The sequence below is a fragment of the Streptomyces sp. NBC_01351 genome, assembly GCF_036237315.1.
In the GTDB taxonomy this organism is placed as follows: domain Bacteria; phylum Actinomycetota; class Actinomycetes; order Streptomycetales; family Streptomycetaceae; genus Streptomyces.
Map to the genome: position 1 here is coordinate 124,627 of NZ_CP108356.1, position 14,246 is coordinate 138,872.

Sequence of the window (14,246 nt, forward strand, 5' to 3'; positions counted from 1 at the left end):
GCCGACGTGCCACTGATCCCGACCCCCTTCATCTGGATGGACGGCGACCTGGTCCCCTGGGACGACGCGAAGGTGCACGTGCTCACGCCGAGCCTGCACTACGGATGGGGCGTCTACGAGGGCATCCGTGCCTACGCGACCGACACCGGGTCCGCCGTGTTCCGGCTGCGCGAGCACATCGCCCGGCTGCGCGATTCGGCCCGCGTCTACCTCATGGAACTCCCCTGGACCGACGAGGAGCTCGTCGAGGCGGTCCGCGAGCTGTGCCGAGTCAACGGCCAGGACTCCTGCTACATCCGGCCCATCGCCTACCTCGGATACGGGGAGATGGGCGTGGCCCCGCAGCTCGACGCGGTCCGCGTGTCCATAGCCGTCTGGCCCTGGGGCTCGTACCTCGGCGACAAGGCGGAGACCGAGGGCTGCCGCCTGATCGTCAGCAACTGGCAGCGCAACTCGAACCAGACGGTTCCCCCGCTGGCCAAGGCCACCGGCGCCTACGTCAACAGTGCGCTGGCCAAGGTGGGCGCGCAGCGCGCCGGCTACGACGACGCGCTGATGCTGACCGCGAACGGCCACATCGCGGAGGCCTCGGCCGCCAACCTGTTCCTCGTCCGGAACGGCGCCCTGATCACCCCGCCCGTCAGCGACGGCATCCTGCCCGGCATAACCCGCGACAGCGTCATCACCTTCGCCCGCGACCTCGGGCTGCAGGTCACCGAACGCAGCATCCCTCGCAGCGAGGTGTACATCGCCGACGAGGCCTTCCTCACCGGCACGGCCGCGGAGATCGTCCCGGTGGCCTCCGTGGACGAGCGGCCGGTCGGCGCGGGCGGTGTCGGCCCGGTCACCAAGCAGCTGCGCGAGCTGTTCCAGGAGGTCGTGCGAGGCCGCGAAGAGTCGTACGCGAGCTGGCTGGAGCACGTATGACCACGGAGTTCGACTCCCCGACAGAGAAGGACTCCACGGTCGGGCGGGAAGGGCCGGGCGTGCGGGCGGCCGTGGCGCGGCTGGAGGCAGCCGCCGCCGACCTGCCCCCCGTGCTCGACGGCCGGCCCGGTCACGTATCGCTGGGCGAGGAGGTGTGCGACCGGCTGATCGACCTGGCCGCCGCCCGGGCCTGGCTTCGTGTCACCGGGACGGCCTCCCCGGAGGGCGCCGACGACACCGACGACGTCATGCACGGCTGCGTCCGCTGGACCGTCCAGGAAGACGTCGTACGGACCCGGGCGGACGCCATGGGGGCCGAGGGCACGCCGCCCGTGCGCGAAGGGCAGTCGGTCGACTCCGCACACCGGCTGGTCACACGCCTGATCGCTTCCCTCGCCGACGCCGCGCACTACGACGCCGTGTGCGCGCGGCTGCGCACGGCGCTGGGGCCACGCCCGGACGGCCGGGCGGCCGCCGCGTGGGACATCACGGACGAGGCGCTGCTCGGACTCGGCGCCACGCGCGACGAGTGGGTGGGCGCGGATCCCGCGTTCACGGCCGCGGGCGGCTGGGTCCTGGTGGACCGGATCGGCCGCCTCCAGCTGGCCGCCGCTCTCCTCGCCGAGGCGGCCGGCCTCCCGGGGGAGGAAGGGCTGCTGTGCGTCAACGCGGCCCGCCGGTACACCTGGAACTGGCTGCGCCAGCCCCCGCCGGAGGCAGCCACGGAGATCCACGTGCGGCGTACCGCCGAACTCGTCGGCTGGATCGGTTCGGCCACGCCCGCCGTGCAGGGAACCGACGCATGAGCGGGACCGAGGCCCGGCAGAACGGGAGGATCGCGCGCTTCCTGCTCGCGATCCTGCCCAGGACCCCCGCGGGACGGAAGCTGGCGGCGGGCGCCACGGTCGACTCCGTCGGCTCCGGCATGTTCCTCGCCGCCTCGACGCTGTACTTCGTCACCGTGGTCGGCCTGCCGGCCACCCAGGTCGGCGTGGTGCTCTCCGTCGCGGGCGTCGTCGGACTGCTCAGCCCCGTGCCGCTCGGCCGGCTTGCCGACCGCATCGGCCCCACCAAGGTGTACGTGGGACTGCTCGCGGCCCGCGGCGTCGGCTACGCCGGCTTCGCACTGGTCGACGGCTTCTGGCCGTACGCGATCCTGACCTGCGTGCTGACCGCGCTGGACCGGGGCTGTTCGCCGCTGCAGCAGGTCGTGGTCGGGCTCATCGAAGGCGGCGGGAACCAGACCCGGACGATGGCCTCGATCCGCTCGGTGCGCAACATCGGGCTGACGGCAGGCTTCCTGCTGGCCGGCGCGGTGCTGGCGATCGAGCACCGGGCGGCGTTCGCCGCGCTGTTCCTGGGCAACTCCCTCACCTTCTTCGTCATCGCCGTGGTGGTGGAGCGGCTGCGGCGCAAGACAGCGGTCACGGACCGGCGGGTGGAGGCGACGAAGGCATCCGCGGACCCGGCGGCGGCAAGCGTCCGCAGTCCCTTCCGAGACCTGCGCTTCATGCTGTTCACCGTCTCGAACGGTGTGCTGGCCCTGCACGACTCGGTGCTCTTCGTCTTGCTGCCGCTATGGCTGGCCACCTCCACCACCGCGCCCGCCGCGGCCGTTTCGGTGCTGCTCGCGGTGAACACCGTGCTCACCGTGCTGCTGCAGGTCTACGTCGCCAAGTTCGCCGAGACCACCGCCCGCGCGCTCAAGCTCGTCTGGGCCGCGCTACTCCCCCTACTGCTGTCCTGCGGCGTCTTCGCGGGCGCGGAGCACGTCTCGGTCTGGCCCGCCGTGGCCTTCGCCGTGCTCGCGGTCGTCCTGCTGACCGTCGGCGAGAACCTGCATGCCGTGGCGGCCTGGAACCTGTCCTACGAGATGGCCCCCGCGCCCGCCCGCGCCCGCTACCTCGCCACCTTCAGCCTCGGCGTGACGGGCCAGCAGATCCTGGGACCTGTGCTGATGACCGCCGTGATGCTGCCGCTGGGCAGCATCGGCTGGGCGCTGCTGGCCGTGGTCTTCGCGCTGGCCGCTCTGGTCGTACGGGCCACCGGCGGCCCGCGTGCAGAGCCTGAACCGGTGCTCGCCGCCCCCTCCACCCCCACACCCACAGAGGTGACAACATGACCGAACACGTGCTCATCGTCGGTGGCGGCCGGGAGATCCCCGGCCTGATCCGTGAAGCCGGAGGCCCGGACGTGGCCACCACCATCCTGTGCCGCATGGACTTCCTCCCCAAGATCCGCAAGCCCGGTCAGCACGACCGGGTCCTCGCCCTGCGCCGCGAGGCGCCCGACGAGGAGTGGATCGCGCTTGCCGCGGCGGTGCACGCCCGTCATCCCTTCACCCGGGTCGGCACGTTCGGCGAGCGCGACCAGGACCGCGCCGCGGCCGTGGCCGAGGCTCTGGGCCTGCCCTGCCACACCCCCCAGACCATCGCGTACGTGCACGACAAGCACGCGATGCGCCGCCGGCTCGCGGAGATCGGGGTCGACGAGACACCCGTGGCGCGGGTCGCGGACGCCGCCGAACTGCGGTCCTTCCTCGCCGAGCACGGGACACCCTGCGTGGTGAAGCCCGTCCAGGGCGCCGCGAGCTTCGGCGTCTCCGTGGTGCGGAGCGTCGAGGAGGCCGACGCGGCCTTCGCGCGCGCCTCCCGCGACTTCGAGGTGATCCCGGACGCCGGAGTACTCGTGGAGCGCTTCCACGAGGGCCCTCAGTTCAGCGTCGAGGCCTTCTCCGAGGAGGGAGAGCACGAGATCCTCGCGGTCACCCGCAAGTTCTCCGACCCGGTCGGTTTCGTCGAGCTCGGCCACGTCGTGCCCGCCGAACTCACCCCGGATCAGACCGAGTCGGTCCACGACTACGTACGCCGACTGCTCGACGGCCTGGGCATCGGTTACGGCGTCACCCATACCGAGATCGTGCTGACGACCGCCGGGCCGCGCGTCATCGAGACCCACGTGCGGCTCGCCGGGGACGAGATCCCGTACCTCGTCCAGGATGTCACCGGCGTGGACCTGGTCGACTGCGTGGTCCGCCAGACCCTGGGCCAGTCCGTGCTCGCCGACATCCGCAAAACCCTCGCGGACCCGGGTGTGGACCGGCGCCCCGAGGCGATCTGGTTCGCGGTACCGCAGGCACGTGGCACGCTCGCGGCGGTCAACGGCCTGGCCGACGCCGCCGGGCTGCCGGGCGTCGTGACGGCCGAGGCGCTTCTCGACGCGGGCGATGCTCTGGGGGACCTGGACAGTTCCGAGTCTCGGGCCGCCTTCGTCCGGGCTCGAGGCGCGGACGCGGCCGAGGCCGTCGCGCGGGCCCGGGAGGCCGTGGCGGGACTGGACTTCATGGTCCGGGTATCCGGCGACACCGGCACCGGTTCCTGCTCGGAGGCCTGGGCCTGACATGACGACGAGTCCGGCCGGCCTTCCGGCCTACCGGCGGGTCTCGGCGGCGGTCGGGCTGCAGGAGCGGGCCCGCGCCGTCCTGCCCGCCGCGGCCTACGACTTCTACGCAGCCGGCTCCGACGAGCAGATCAGCACGGCGGAGGCCGTCGGGACTTGGCGGGCCCGGCGGATCGCCCCGCGGGTCCTGCGGGACGTGTCCGCCGTGGACACCACTGTGGAGCTGCTGGGCAGCCGGCTGACCTCGCCCGTGCTGGCCGCGCCGACCGCCTTCCACCGGATGGCGCACGACGAGGGCGAGGTGGCCACGGCCGCGGGCATCGCGGCGGCCGGCTCACTGATGGTGCTCTCCTCCCGGGCCACCCGGTACCCGGAGGACGTCGCGGCGGCAGCCGGTCCCTGGTGGTACCAGGTCTACTGGCTGCGGGACCGGGACATCACCCGCCGGCAGGTCGAGCGGGCCACCGCGGCCGGGGCTCGGGCGCTGGTCCTGACGGTCGATGCGCCGTACGTTCCGCCGAAGGCCACGGCCGGGCTCCCGTTGCCCCTGCCTCTGGACGACGAGTTGTGCCGGTCGGTCGGGCTCGGCACCCGGCTCGCGGGCTGGGAGCAGGACCCGGCCCTCGGCCTCGACGCGATCGGCGAACTGGGGCGGCTCTCCGGTCTTCCGGTGCTGGTCAAAGGCGTACTTCGGGCGGACGACGCGCGGGAGTGCGTGGCGGCGGGCGCGGCCGGGGTCATCGTCTCCAACCACGGCGGCCGCCAGCTCGACCGCGCCGTGGCCACGGCCGACGCCCTCCCGGCAATCGCCCGGGCCGTCGGCGATGCCGTCCCCGTCCTGGTGGACGGCGGCATCCGGACGGGTACGGATGTGCTGATAGCCCTGGCGCTAGGAGCCCGTGCCGTCCTCGTGGGACGGCCGGTGCTGTGGGCGCTCGCGCTCGACGGCGCTGACGGGGTAGCCGCGCTGCTGGATTCGTACCGCACGCAACTGTCGATGGCCATGGCCTTGGCCGGCGCGTCCCGGGTCGCGGAGATCGACGGAAGTTTCCTCCACTGCTGAGCCGGCCCACGCCCACCTCGCCCATGCCTCACTGGGCTGAGCAAGCCCCCGATCACCCACCGCGCTCTCGCCAACCCTCAGCCAGACGCGCGAGACAGCTGCGATGCCCATCGATCCGCAGACGGACAAGAGGATGCTCATCACGAAACGCACCCCAATCGCACATCCGACGGGTCCGACCACCGGGCTGCGCCAGAAACATCCTGGTTCATGTCACCATCCCCCGAGTTGCGCCGAGTTAGGGGTGCATCGCGGATCCGTCTACGCGTACGCGAGGGAAGATTCACCCCTGCGGGGGCCTCCGGGGCCGGCCACCACCACCCGACAGCGCGGGCCGCCGCCTCACCGTGCACCCCGGCAGGGGCTAGTCCAGCGAAACCCACTCGGCTGTGGCCCAGGCCGCATCGAGAGCTTTGACCAGTGCTCCTGCGTCGCCTATGAAGGCAGCATCGTTGACACACGCGATTGGCTGGCTGGGGCAGTGCGAGTTGACAGCCACGGCGGACAGCAGCAACGGAAGTTCGTCCGCTCGCACCGGGCGCATGGTCCACGGCACCCCAACCTGCGTCAGGCCCGCCTGAAGGAGTTGCATCGTGACCCCGGGCAGCACGTCGGCCTTGGGCCAGATGACCTGTTCGCCGTCCCAGAACGCCACGTTCCACACCGAACCTTCGCGCACCAGGCCGTCCCGGCCGATGAACAGGACGTCGTCGTATCCGTCCTTTCGGGCTTGCAGCGCTTGGTAAGTGAGACCCATGGTCGCCATGTGCTTCAGGTGAGCAAGGTCTCGTTCATAGATCGTGGAACGTACCCGCAGCGCCGGGCGGGGCGTATCGGACGCGGGGTCACTGACCGCAACGATGACGTCGGTGTGAACCGGTGAACTCTCGTGCGGAATGACAGTGACCCGCACCGAAGCGTTCAACCCCGCATCGGTCGACCGGCGCAACAAGGCCTGTATCCGAGCGGGATCTGTGTCGACCGCGCTGTTGAACAGTGCACGGGAGGCTATCCGCATCCGCTCAAGGTGCAGCTCCAGTCCGCGAACGGCACCCTGGCGCACCTGCATCGACGTGAAGTGCCCGTAATTCCAGGCAGCGGCCCGATGCAGATCCTCAACCCGGGCCGGTCTGCCATTGATCGCGATGCGCACCATCCGGATCATGCTGCCACACCGTTCCCCAGACGAGCACCTCCAGCCGGGTCGTCCTCTCCGGATGCAGCCCACTGGTCGCCATCACGCCGTCCCTTCCCGTCGCGACAGACTCTTTCGATCACCGCCGACGCCGGCCCCGTCCGATTACCCGCATGAGGAGAACAAGCCGCGAAGGTCAGACTGACGTCATTTGCCGTGAATATCGGCGGGCACGCGGATAGCCGACTGCCTCCAGACTGCTGGACAAACGCTGCCCCTTGAAGTGAACGAAGCCACTCCGCCACTGCCGCCGAAAAGGGCGACGGCCTCCACCACGCCATCCAGGCCATCGCCACCGTGCTCAACCTCGCCATGGCCCGGTGAACCAGCAGGTCAGCCAGCACTCCGACCTGCCCACACCCACCCTTCTGCAACAACCTTTACTGATCTTTTCGTAAGTTCAGTGGGTGTGGTGGGTGGATGGTCAGGCCGGTGTGGGCGAGGAAGGACCATGGCAGTTGCCGGTTGTGGTTGATGCGGTGGATGCCTTGCTCGGTGGCGTCGGCGACATCGGCGAGGTGGTCGCCGGCGAGGTTGGCGAGTTCACGTTTCTTGAGTGAGGACCACAGCAGCTCCACCGGGTTGAGCTCGGGAGCGTAGGCGGGTAATCGCTCCAGGGTGAGCCAGTCCTGGTCGGCGACCCAAGCGCATCGCGCGGCTCCAATGGGCGGACAGGCCGTCCCAGACGAGGACCACCCGCTCGCCGCGGTAGAACACCTTCATCTGCTCCAGGACCTCGATGAGGGCGGCGGTGTCGTAGCTGCCGGGCTTGAGGTGGAAGCACAGGCGGGCCCCTCGATCGGGGTCGGTGGAGTGGTATCCCAGGGCCCCGGCCATCGAGGCCCGCTTCCAGTTCAGCCGGTGCCGCAGCAGCGGGGTCCGACCTCGGGGTGCGTAGGTGCGGCGGATCTGAGGCAGCAGGGAGACGCCCGATTCGTTGAGGAACACGATCCAGGCACGTGTGTTCACGGCCCCTTTTTGATCCGCGGCCACTCGTGCGCGATCCAGCGGGCGATCTCCGACTCGTCCCTCTCGACCGCCCGCCGCTCGGGCCGCTGCAGACTCCATCCGAGCCGGCCGGTCAGCAACCGCCACACCGACGCCCTCGACAGCCCCACTCCCGTCACCCGCTCAACGACGGCGCCGACTCGCTCCAGGGTCCACAGGTCGGCCTCGAAACCATGAGCCTGGGCTCCCCGCTCCAACGCGGCCCGGACCGTCTCGACCTGGGCGTCGTCCAGCTTGGGCGGACGACCGGTGGCCGCACGCCGCCGCAGGGCCGAAGCACCACCTTCCTCCCACGCACGCCGCCATCGCCGCACGCTCTCCGCACACACCCCCACCGCCCGCGCGATCTCCGCATTCGAGACACCGTCCTCGAACAACTCGACCGCCCGAACACGACGCGCCTCCGCCAACTGAGGCCGCGACAACGGAGGAAGAGAGGCGCCGGCCGCAGAGGGCGAAGGTCGATAAGCCACCCCGACAACCTCCCACCCACACCGCCACCACGCCCACCAAACTTACGAAAAGATCAGTAGGCAGAGGCGCGGATGCGGGCGGCGGCGGCTTCGGCCTCGCGGACGACCCTGGCGGTGTCGACGTCGACGAGGCGGCCGTCGAGTTTGAGCGGCCGACCGTCGACGTACACGGCGTCGATGTTCTCGGGGCGTCCGTTGAAGACGATCTGGCCGACCCAGTCGAAGCGGGGGGCGAAGTTGAGGGCGGCCGGGTCGAGGACGACGAGGTCCGCCCTCTTGCCGGGGGTCAGTGAGCCCACCCTGTCGGCGATGCCGAGGGCTTCCGCGCCGCCCAGGGTGGCCATCCGCAGCACGTCCTCCACTTGGGGGAAGACCCCGGCTTCCATGGAGCGGGCCCGCTGGAGGCCGATGGCGGTCTTCATCAGGGCGTGAAAGTCGGAGGTGTCGTTGGTTCCGCCGTCGAGGCCGAGGCCGACCTTCACGCCCCGCCGGCGGAACGCCGGCAGCGGCATGATGCCGGAAGCCAGGCGCATGTTGCTGAGCGGGCAGTGAACGGCCCGCGCATCGTGGGCTCCGACCGCGGCGATCTCGTCCTCCGTGAGGTGGATCGCGTGGTTGAGCAGGAGGCTCGGGCCCAGGGCGCCGATATCGGCGAGGACGCCAAGGGGGTCGTCGGCGCGCTGCTCGGGGCGTTCCAGGACGTGGGAGTTGAGCATGACGCCCAGTTCCTGGGCCGTTTCCCAGTGCGCGTGGTTGAGGTGGCGGGCGGAGCGGGTCGCATGGGTGGCGATGTGGAAGGAGCCCAGCGGCACCGGGTCCACGAGTTCCCGCTTCACCCGGGCGACCAACTGCCCGTCGGGCTTGGGCGGGTACATCGCGTACGTGAACCGGACCCCTGTGCCGGCCAGGGCCCGTACGTAGCTCTCGACCAGGTCGTACGCGAAGATGTCCACCCAGTCGACCAGGGTGGTCACCCCGGCCTGTATGGCGTCGAGGGCGGCGAGCCGGACGAAGCTGTGCAGGGTGGCGGGGGTCAGCCGGCCGCGCTGGGCGTCGGTACACCGCTGGAACCAGCCGAACAGGTTGCCGTCCGTACAGCCGCCGCGGATGGCGGACTGCCACAGGTGGGTGTGGGCGTCCACGAAGCCCGGCATCACCAGCTTCCCGGACAGGTCTTGGATCCGCGCATCGGCAGGGGCCTGGAGGCCCTGGCCGACGGCAGCGACGGCACCGTTGCGGATCAGCACGTCGGCGTTTTCCAGGGTCCCCAACGGGCCGTGCCCGACGGCCGGATCCATGGTGAGCACCAGACGTGCCCCTCGGAGCAGGACCGTGCGGGAGCCGGGAGCGTGGGGGGTGATGGGGAGGGCCTGGGTGGCCATCACGCGTGGGGTGGCGCCGAGCAGGAGCGGGGCGGATGCGGCGAGGCCGAGGCCGGCGAGGAGGTTGCGGCGGCTGGGGGCCCGGGGCGTGGTGGGGGCTGCTGACTGCATGGCGTGGTACCTCCCGAGGGGAATGACGGAAGGCCCGCCCGGGCAGCGCCGTGACGCGGCGTCAGCCAAAGGCGGGAGGTTAGACGTATACATGCCCAGCGAACGGGATTTCGATAGCCGTTGGTGGAATTGTTTTTCCGCAGAAGCCGCGTGGATGCCGTCTCCCGGTCGCAGTCGTGGGCCCGGGTGGGGCTTCAACGCGTGTCGAGCACGGCGGTGACGGCCTCGCCGTCGCGTTGTCCCCACGCGCGGCACCGATCCCGCCGAGTGTACCGGTGTGGTGCGCGCGAGAGAGGAGCCCATCGGGTGGAGCCCACCCGATGCCCTGCATCCGATGTCGGGCATCGTGCACTGGATGCAGAACTCGTGTCCTCCACTCAGTGGAGGATGCTCTGCATCGTCACCACAGCCAGGCGTTCGAGTACCGCATCCGGGGTAGGGCGCGGGCATCACGGCGCGCGGCGGCACTGCCGATCCGGTTCTGCCGGGGCCGGGGCCGCTTCCAGATCGGCTCCCACGGCCGGGGCCCGTATCCCTCTCAGCGGAAGTCCGCCGCGTGGTCCATCGCCCAATCCTGGAAGGACCGGGCCGGGGTGCCCGTGATGCGCTCCACTGCATCGTTGACCGGCTCCGGATTGTCGAGCATCTCCGCCTGGGCCGGCAATATGGCCTCCACCAGGTCTGCCGGGTAACCTGCGGCCTTCATCTGCTCGATGGCCTCGTCCAGCGTGACCTCCTCGAACCGCACCGGTCGCCCGATCGCCTCGCCGATCAGCGCCACCTGCCGTTCCTGGGTGATCAGTTCGGGGCCGGTGATCAGGGGGCGGGCGCCGAGCAGGGCGTCGGTCGTCAGCGCCTGGACGGCGACCGCAGCCATGTCCGCCTCGTGGATCAGCGGGCGGGCCAGCCTTGCCAGCGGCGCCCGTACCGCACCGGTGGTGCGGACCTCCTCCGCCCAGCCCAGCGTGTTGCTCGCGAACCCGGTGGGCCGCAGCGCCGTCCACTCCAGGCCCGATGCCTCGATCAGCCGTTCCAGCTCCGTGTGGAACATGGTGATTGCTTCGCCGGGCTCCTCCTTCTCGCTCCCGACCCCGGCGGATGACAGGTACACCACCCGTCGAGCGCGCTTCCCAACCGCGTCGATCACGTCGGACGCGCCCTCGGCGCTCAGGAACGGCCACACCAGGAAGACCGAATCGACGCCCTCCAGAGCCGTGTCCAGCGACGCGGGATCACCGAGATCTCCGCGTACCGCCTGCACACCCTCCGGGAATGCCGCCTCGCCTCGCACCAGCGCCCGCACGGGCACGCCCGCCGCGTGCAGTTGGGTCACCACCGCGCCGCCGACCTTTCCGGTCGCGCCGGTCACCAGGATCCTGGGCTGTGTCATCGGAAACTCCTCGTCTCGCCGTTCGATGACACGACTCTCGTACATCAACCAAGGTTCAGGTCAAGCACCGGCCGGAGTGCCCGGCCGCGCGGGCGCAGGGCAGTACGGGCCTGTGCTCCGTACGGGAACAGGCACCCACACTGCGTGCCTGGGCATGACCTGAGGCTGCGCAGCAAGCGGCGGCCGGCTCCCGCAGGTGCGCGTGCTCCAGTGGTTGAACCCGCGTGTCACTCCAGGCAGAACTCTCACCTGGGCCTCGGGGTGAGTATCGGTCACGGCGCGGGCTGATGGCGGCCGAGGGCCGGCCGGTTGAGGCTTGCCACGTAGATTCCGGCTGAAACAGGCGCGAACGTTGCCATCGCTGTCCGGGCAGCCCTGCGCCTTGATCTCCTCCCACAGTTTCCGGGCCTTCCAGCCGCATTCGCCGCGCAGGGCGGACCACTACGAGAAGAAGATCAAGCAGGGAAAACACCACACCCAGGCCGTCCTCTGTCTTGCCAGGCGCCGAGCCGACGTCCCATTGGCCATGCTCCGGGCTGCGGCACCTTCCACCAATCGCGTCCGGCAACGGCGGTCAGCTGGTATGCGGTTCCGCCAGCAGCACCACCCGGTCGGACGCGACGTCGAACCCCAGCACCGGATGGCTCTGGTCCCAGTCGCCCTCGGGAGTCATCACCACCGGCTTGCCCAGTCGGCCCCCGATCGCGCGAAGAAACCCGCACAGTACGTCCAGCGGCTCCTGCCCCTGCAGCTCCCGCAGGTCAACGTCGAAACCGATCTCGTCAGCCGACTCCAACCGAAAGATCGCCAACACATTCGGCTCGGGCCAGACCCGCAGATCCGCACACTCGGCATCAGCAGGCCGCGACAGCACCTCTCCAGCACGCGGGAGTGGCATGACCACGGCCCCCTCGGAGTACTCACTCCGCCAGCCACTCGCAACGATCAGATCGAGGACCGCCTGCCAGTCCTCAACCGTGGTTCCCGCGACCCACACATTTGGAAGACAACCCTCCCACTCAAGGTCGAAGAACCCCTTGACGTCATCCCACAGCAGCTCAGACACCCGGCAATGCTGCCCTCAACCCCTCTACAACGCACCCCGATTCTTTGACGATACCCAGAGGGCCCCGGGAGGATCGCGGTGATCGTCTTGGCTGTGCTGCGGCACGATCAGCGCCTGGCCGACATGGCCGGCGGCGACGACATCTCCGCCACCACTCCGGCGCTGGCGCTGGCGCTACGAGCTGATCCACCTGCTCGTCGCGAAGGCCCCACGCCTCGACCGCGCCCTGGAGAAGATCGCCCGGCGGAGCTACTCGGACTGGGCCCGGCGCCAGGCTCCGGCGCCCGTCCCCCGGCGCCGGCGCCGGCGGGAGGCGTAGGCCCGTGTGCCGTGCGGGGTCAGGGATGGTGAAAGACCACTTCCGGGTTGGCCGCCGACGGTCCCTCGAGCAGCGGCTGCGCGGTTTCCCGCAGGTGTTGGTCGAAGAAGGCGGCGACATAGGTGCGGGTGAGCGTCAACGCCCGGTCCGCCGGCAGCGGACTGCGCGGCACGCCGAAGTGGTCCAGGATGACGGCCCCGTCCGTGAAGGTGAAGTGGTCGGACCCGGCGAGAGTCAGCCACCGCTTCCAGCCGCCGAACCGCTCCCAGGCCGCGTCCCAGGTGTGGTCCAGGCCGCCGGGCCGGTGCATATCGTCGTCCGTGCCGAGCAGCATGAACGCGCGGCCGCCGAGCCCCTGTTCCGGCAGAGTGTCATGGAAGGACCCGTCCATGTTGACGCCCGCGCGGATCCGCCCGTCGGCCAGCATCGCGGTCGCCGCGCTGGCGCCGCCGATGGAGTGGCCGGCCATGCCGATCCGCCGTCGGTCGATCGTTCCGGCGTACTTCCACACAGGGTGCCGACCCGTCAGCCGGTCCAGTACGTATGACACGTCCCGGGCCCGACCCCCGGTGATCTTGCTCTCCGGCACCTGTCCCCCGCTCACGGGCTCGCACGCCGCGCAGGTCAGCAGGCGGCCGTCCGGCGTCTGGATCCCGAAGGACTCATACGCGTGGTCCACGGAAGCCACCACGTAACCGCGGCTGGCCAGATCTTCGGCGAGGGCGGTGAGGGTGTAGCGGGAGGCCGTGAAGCCGGGAGACAGGACGACGAGCGGGTGCCGGCCGGGCGCCGGGCGTACGTCCGCCCTGGCGTACGTACGCATCGCGCTCAGCTCGGCGGCGGGTACGGCTTCGCCGAGCCCGTAGCCCTCGACCAGCGCGCGCGTCTCCGCGGTGGTCGCATACGGAGCCGTAGGACCCGTACCGGGTCGCGCGGCGGGATAGTGGAGGGTCACCATCAGCTCCCGTCCGCCAACGTCCGGCATCCACGGGTCGGGGCGCGAGCGGTCCACGAGGTGGAGAACGGAGCTGCCAACAGGAAAAGAGCCGGTAGGGCGCGGAAGTTCGGCCCGGCCGTCCGCCCGCGTCTCGGTCGGCGCCGCGGCCACAGGTCGCGGTACAGGCGGGGCCGAGGGTGCCGAGGCGGAGGCAGGGCCGGCGAGAGCGAGCGGCGCGGACAGGGCCAGTGCGACTGCGGCGACGGTGAGTGCTCGGGTGAGGTTTGGCATGTCTACGACGCTAATCGGCGACAGCGACGGACCGCGTCATACCGCGGTCCCTGCGACGTACCCTGCTGGGCGGATGCTGATGTCAACTCCTGGTATGAGACGCCAACTTGAGAGCACCGGCCCTCCGCTGTCCTCGCTCATGGGCACACGTTAGTGAGACGCGCACCGCACCGGCATGAGATGTTCCCGCGGAGCATGGTTGCCCAGCACCCTGCCCTCTGCCGTGGCGGCAGGACGTCTCGCAACTGCAGCGGTACCGCATCCCGGAGGGTGGTGGCCCAATCCTCCTCCAGGAAAACATCATTGGACCCCAGATGGATCCGAAGCTGGGCTATTTGCCCGGCGACGCCGGGCAAATAGAGATCATGAAGCGCGAGCACGGGCCGATCGGCGAGTCCCATGACCGGCTCCGCGGCCGGGTCCGGAAACACGAGGGCCGCGAAGCGCAACCGAGCGCGGGGATCACCAAGGCGCAGTCGGTACGTGGGGTGGACGTGCGGCTCGACCGCTCTGACCTGCTGCGACGGGAAATGCATTCCGGGAACGGGCGGGAAGTGTTTTGAGCCGCTTCCGCGGCATGGCTCTGACCTGGGCTTTTCGGGTTTCCTGCAAGCCCCCGCTTCACTCTCCGCTCCAGGCCACGGGTGTGCAGCAGCTCCAGCCAAGGTTGCACTGCTTCATTGGT

The 14,246-nt window shown here is 70.3% G+C and carries 14 protein-coding genes and 1 pseudogene; 7 read left to right on the forward strand and 8 right to left on the reverse strand.

Annotation, left to right across the window (positions count from 1 at the left end):
• The first annotated feature begins 6 nt into the window (after positions 1 to 6).
• Genes OG625_RS00685 through OG625_RS00705 form a run of 5 tightly spaced genes read left to right on the forward strand, consistent with a single transcriptional unit; the run spans position 7 to position 5,389 of the window.
• Positions 7 to 927: a branched-chain amino acid transaminase gene (locus OG625_RS00685; RefSeq protein WP_329375868.1), complete on the forward strand. Its 921-nt coding sequence runs from the start codon at positions 7 to 9 to the stop codon at positions 925 to 927.
• Positions 924 to 1,733 carry a hypothetical protein gene (locus OG625_RS00690; protein WP_329375870.1) on the forward strand — a complete coding sequence of 270 codons (810 nt, stop codon included), beginning with the start codon at positions 924 to 926 and terminating at the stop codon, positions 1,731 to 1,733. The genes OG625_RS00685 and OG625_RS00690 overlap by 4 nt, the downstream gene beginning before the upstream one ends.
• On the forward strand, positions 1,730 to 3,049 hold the full coding sequence (locus OG625_RS00695) for an MFS transporter (protein WP_329375872.1): 1,320 nt from the start codon (positions 1,730 to 1,732) through the stop codon (positions 3,047 to 3,049). Before OG625_RS00690 ends, OG625_RS00695 begins: the two co-directional genes overlap by 4 nt.
• Positions 3,046 to 4,326, forward strand: a complete 1,281-nt coding sequence (locus tag OG625_RS00700) for an ATP-grasp domain-containing protein (RefSeq protein ID WP_329375874.1) — start codon at positions 3,046 to 3,048, stop codon at positions 4,324 to 4,326. Before OG625_RS00695 ends, OG625_RS00700 begins: the two co-directional genes overlap by 4 nt.
• A 1-nt stretch (position 4,327) precedes the next feature.
• Positions 4,328 to 5,389, forward strand: coding sequence for an alpha-hydroxy acid oxidase (locus OG625_RS00705; RefSeq protein WP_329375876.1), 1,062 nt, complete (start codon positions 4,328 to 4,330; stop codon positions 5,387 to 5,389).
• 364 nt (positions 5,390 to 5,753) lie between these two features.
• Here OG625_RS00705 and OG625_RS00710 read toward each other — a convergent pair whose 3' ends face one another.
• Entirely contained in the window at positions 5,754 to 6,545 is a 792-nt protein-coding gene (locus OG625_RS00710; protein WP_329375878.1) for an aminotransferase class IV, read from the reverse strand.
• Between the two features lie 269 nt (positions 6,546 to 6,814).
• Between OG625_RS00710 and OG625_RS41325 the strand changes: the two are divergent.
• Positions 6,815 to 6,908: pseudogene (locus OG625_RS41325) on the forward strand (IS5/IS1182 family transposase); the annotation flags it as partial.
• Positions 6,909 to 6,964: 56 nt separating this feature from the next.
• On the opposite strand, the gene OG625_RS00715 reads toward OG625_RS41325, so the two are convergent.
• The 7 genes from OG625_RS00715 to OG625_RS00745 all read right to left on the reverse strand — a co-directional run bounded on the left by OG625_RS00715 (position 6,965) and on the right by OG625_RS00745 (position 13,561).
• Positions 6,965 to 7,201: a transposase gene (locus OG625_RS00715; RefSeq protein ID WP_329390362.1), complete on the reverse strand. Its 237-nt coding sequence runs from the start codon at positions 7,199 to 7,201 to the stop codon at positions 6,965 to 6,967.
• Entirely contained in the window at positions 7,128 to 7,553 is a 426-nt protein-coding gene (locus OG625_RS00720; protein ID WP_329375880.1) for a transposase, read from the reverse strand. The genes OG625_RS00715 and OG625_RS00720 overlap by 74 nt, the downstream gene beginning before the upstream one ends.
• The gene (locus OG625_RS00725; protein ID WP_443067654.1) at positions 7,550 to 8,065 is read right to left on the reverse strand and encodes a winged helix-turn-helix domain-containing protein; all 516 of its coding nucleotides are present in this window, start codon (positions 8,063 to 8,065) and stop codon (positions 7,550 to 7,552) included. The genes OG625_RS00720 and OG625_RS00725 overlap by 4 nt, the downstream gene beginning before the upstream one ends.
• A 53-nt stretch (positions 8,066 to 8,118) precedes the next feature.
• Complete coding sequence (locus OG625_RS00730; RefSeq protein ID WP_329375884.1) at positions 8,119 to 9,558, reverse strand: amidohydrolase family protein; 1,440 nt, start codon at positions 9,556 to 9,558, stop codon at positions 8,119 to 8,121.
• A gap of 538 nt (positions 9,559 to 10,096) precedes the next feature.
• Entirely contained in the window at positions 10,097 to 10,948 is an 852-nt protein-coding gene (locus tag OG625_RS00735) for an NAD(P)H-binding protein (protein WP_329375886.1), read from the reverse strand.
• Between the two features lie 574 nt (positions 10,949 to 11,522).
• A complete protein-coding gene (locus tag OG625_RS00740) occupies positions 11,523 to 12,014 on the reverse strand; it encodes a hypothetical protein (protein ID WP_329375888.1) in 492 nt (163 codons plus the stop codon).
• A gap of 338 nt (positions 12,015 to 12,352) precedes the next feature.
• On the reverse strand, positions 12,353 to 13,561 hold the full coding sequence (locus OG625_RS00745) for an alpha/beta hydrolase family protein (RefSeq protein WP_329375890.1): 1,209 nt from the start codon (positions 13,559 to 13,561) through the stop codon (positions 12,353 to 12,355).
• Positions 13,562 to 13,875: 314 nt separating this feature from the next.
• On the opposite strand from OG625_RS00745, the gene OG625_RS00750 reads away from it, so the two are divergent.
• Positions 13,876 to 14,124 carry a hypothetical protein gene (locus tag OG625_RS00750; RefSeq protein ID WP_329375892.1) on the forward strand — a complete coding sequence of 83 codons (249 nt, stop codon included), beginning with the start codon at positions 13,876 to 13,878 and terminating at the stop codon, positions 14,122 to 14,124.
• Positions 14,125 to 14,246: the final 122 nt, after the last annotated feature.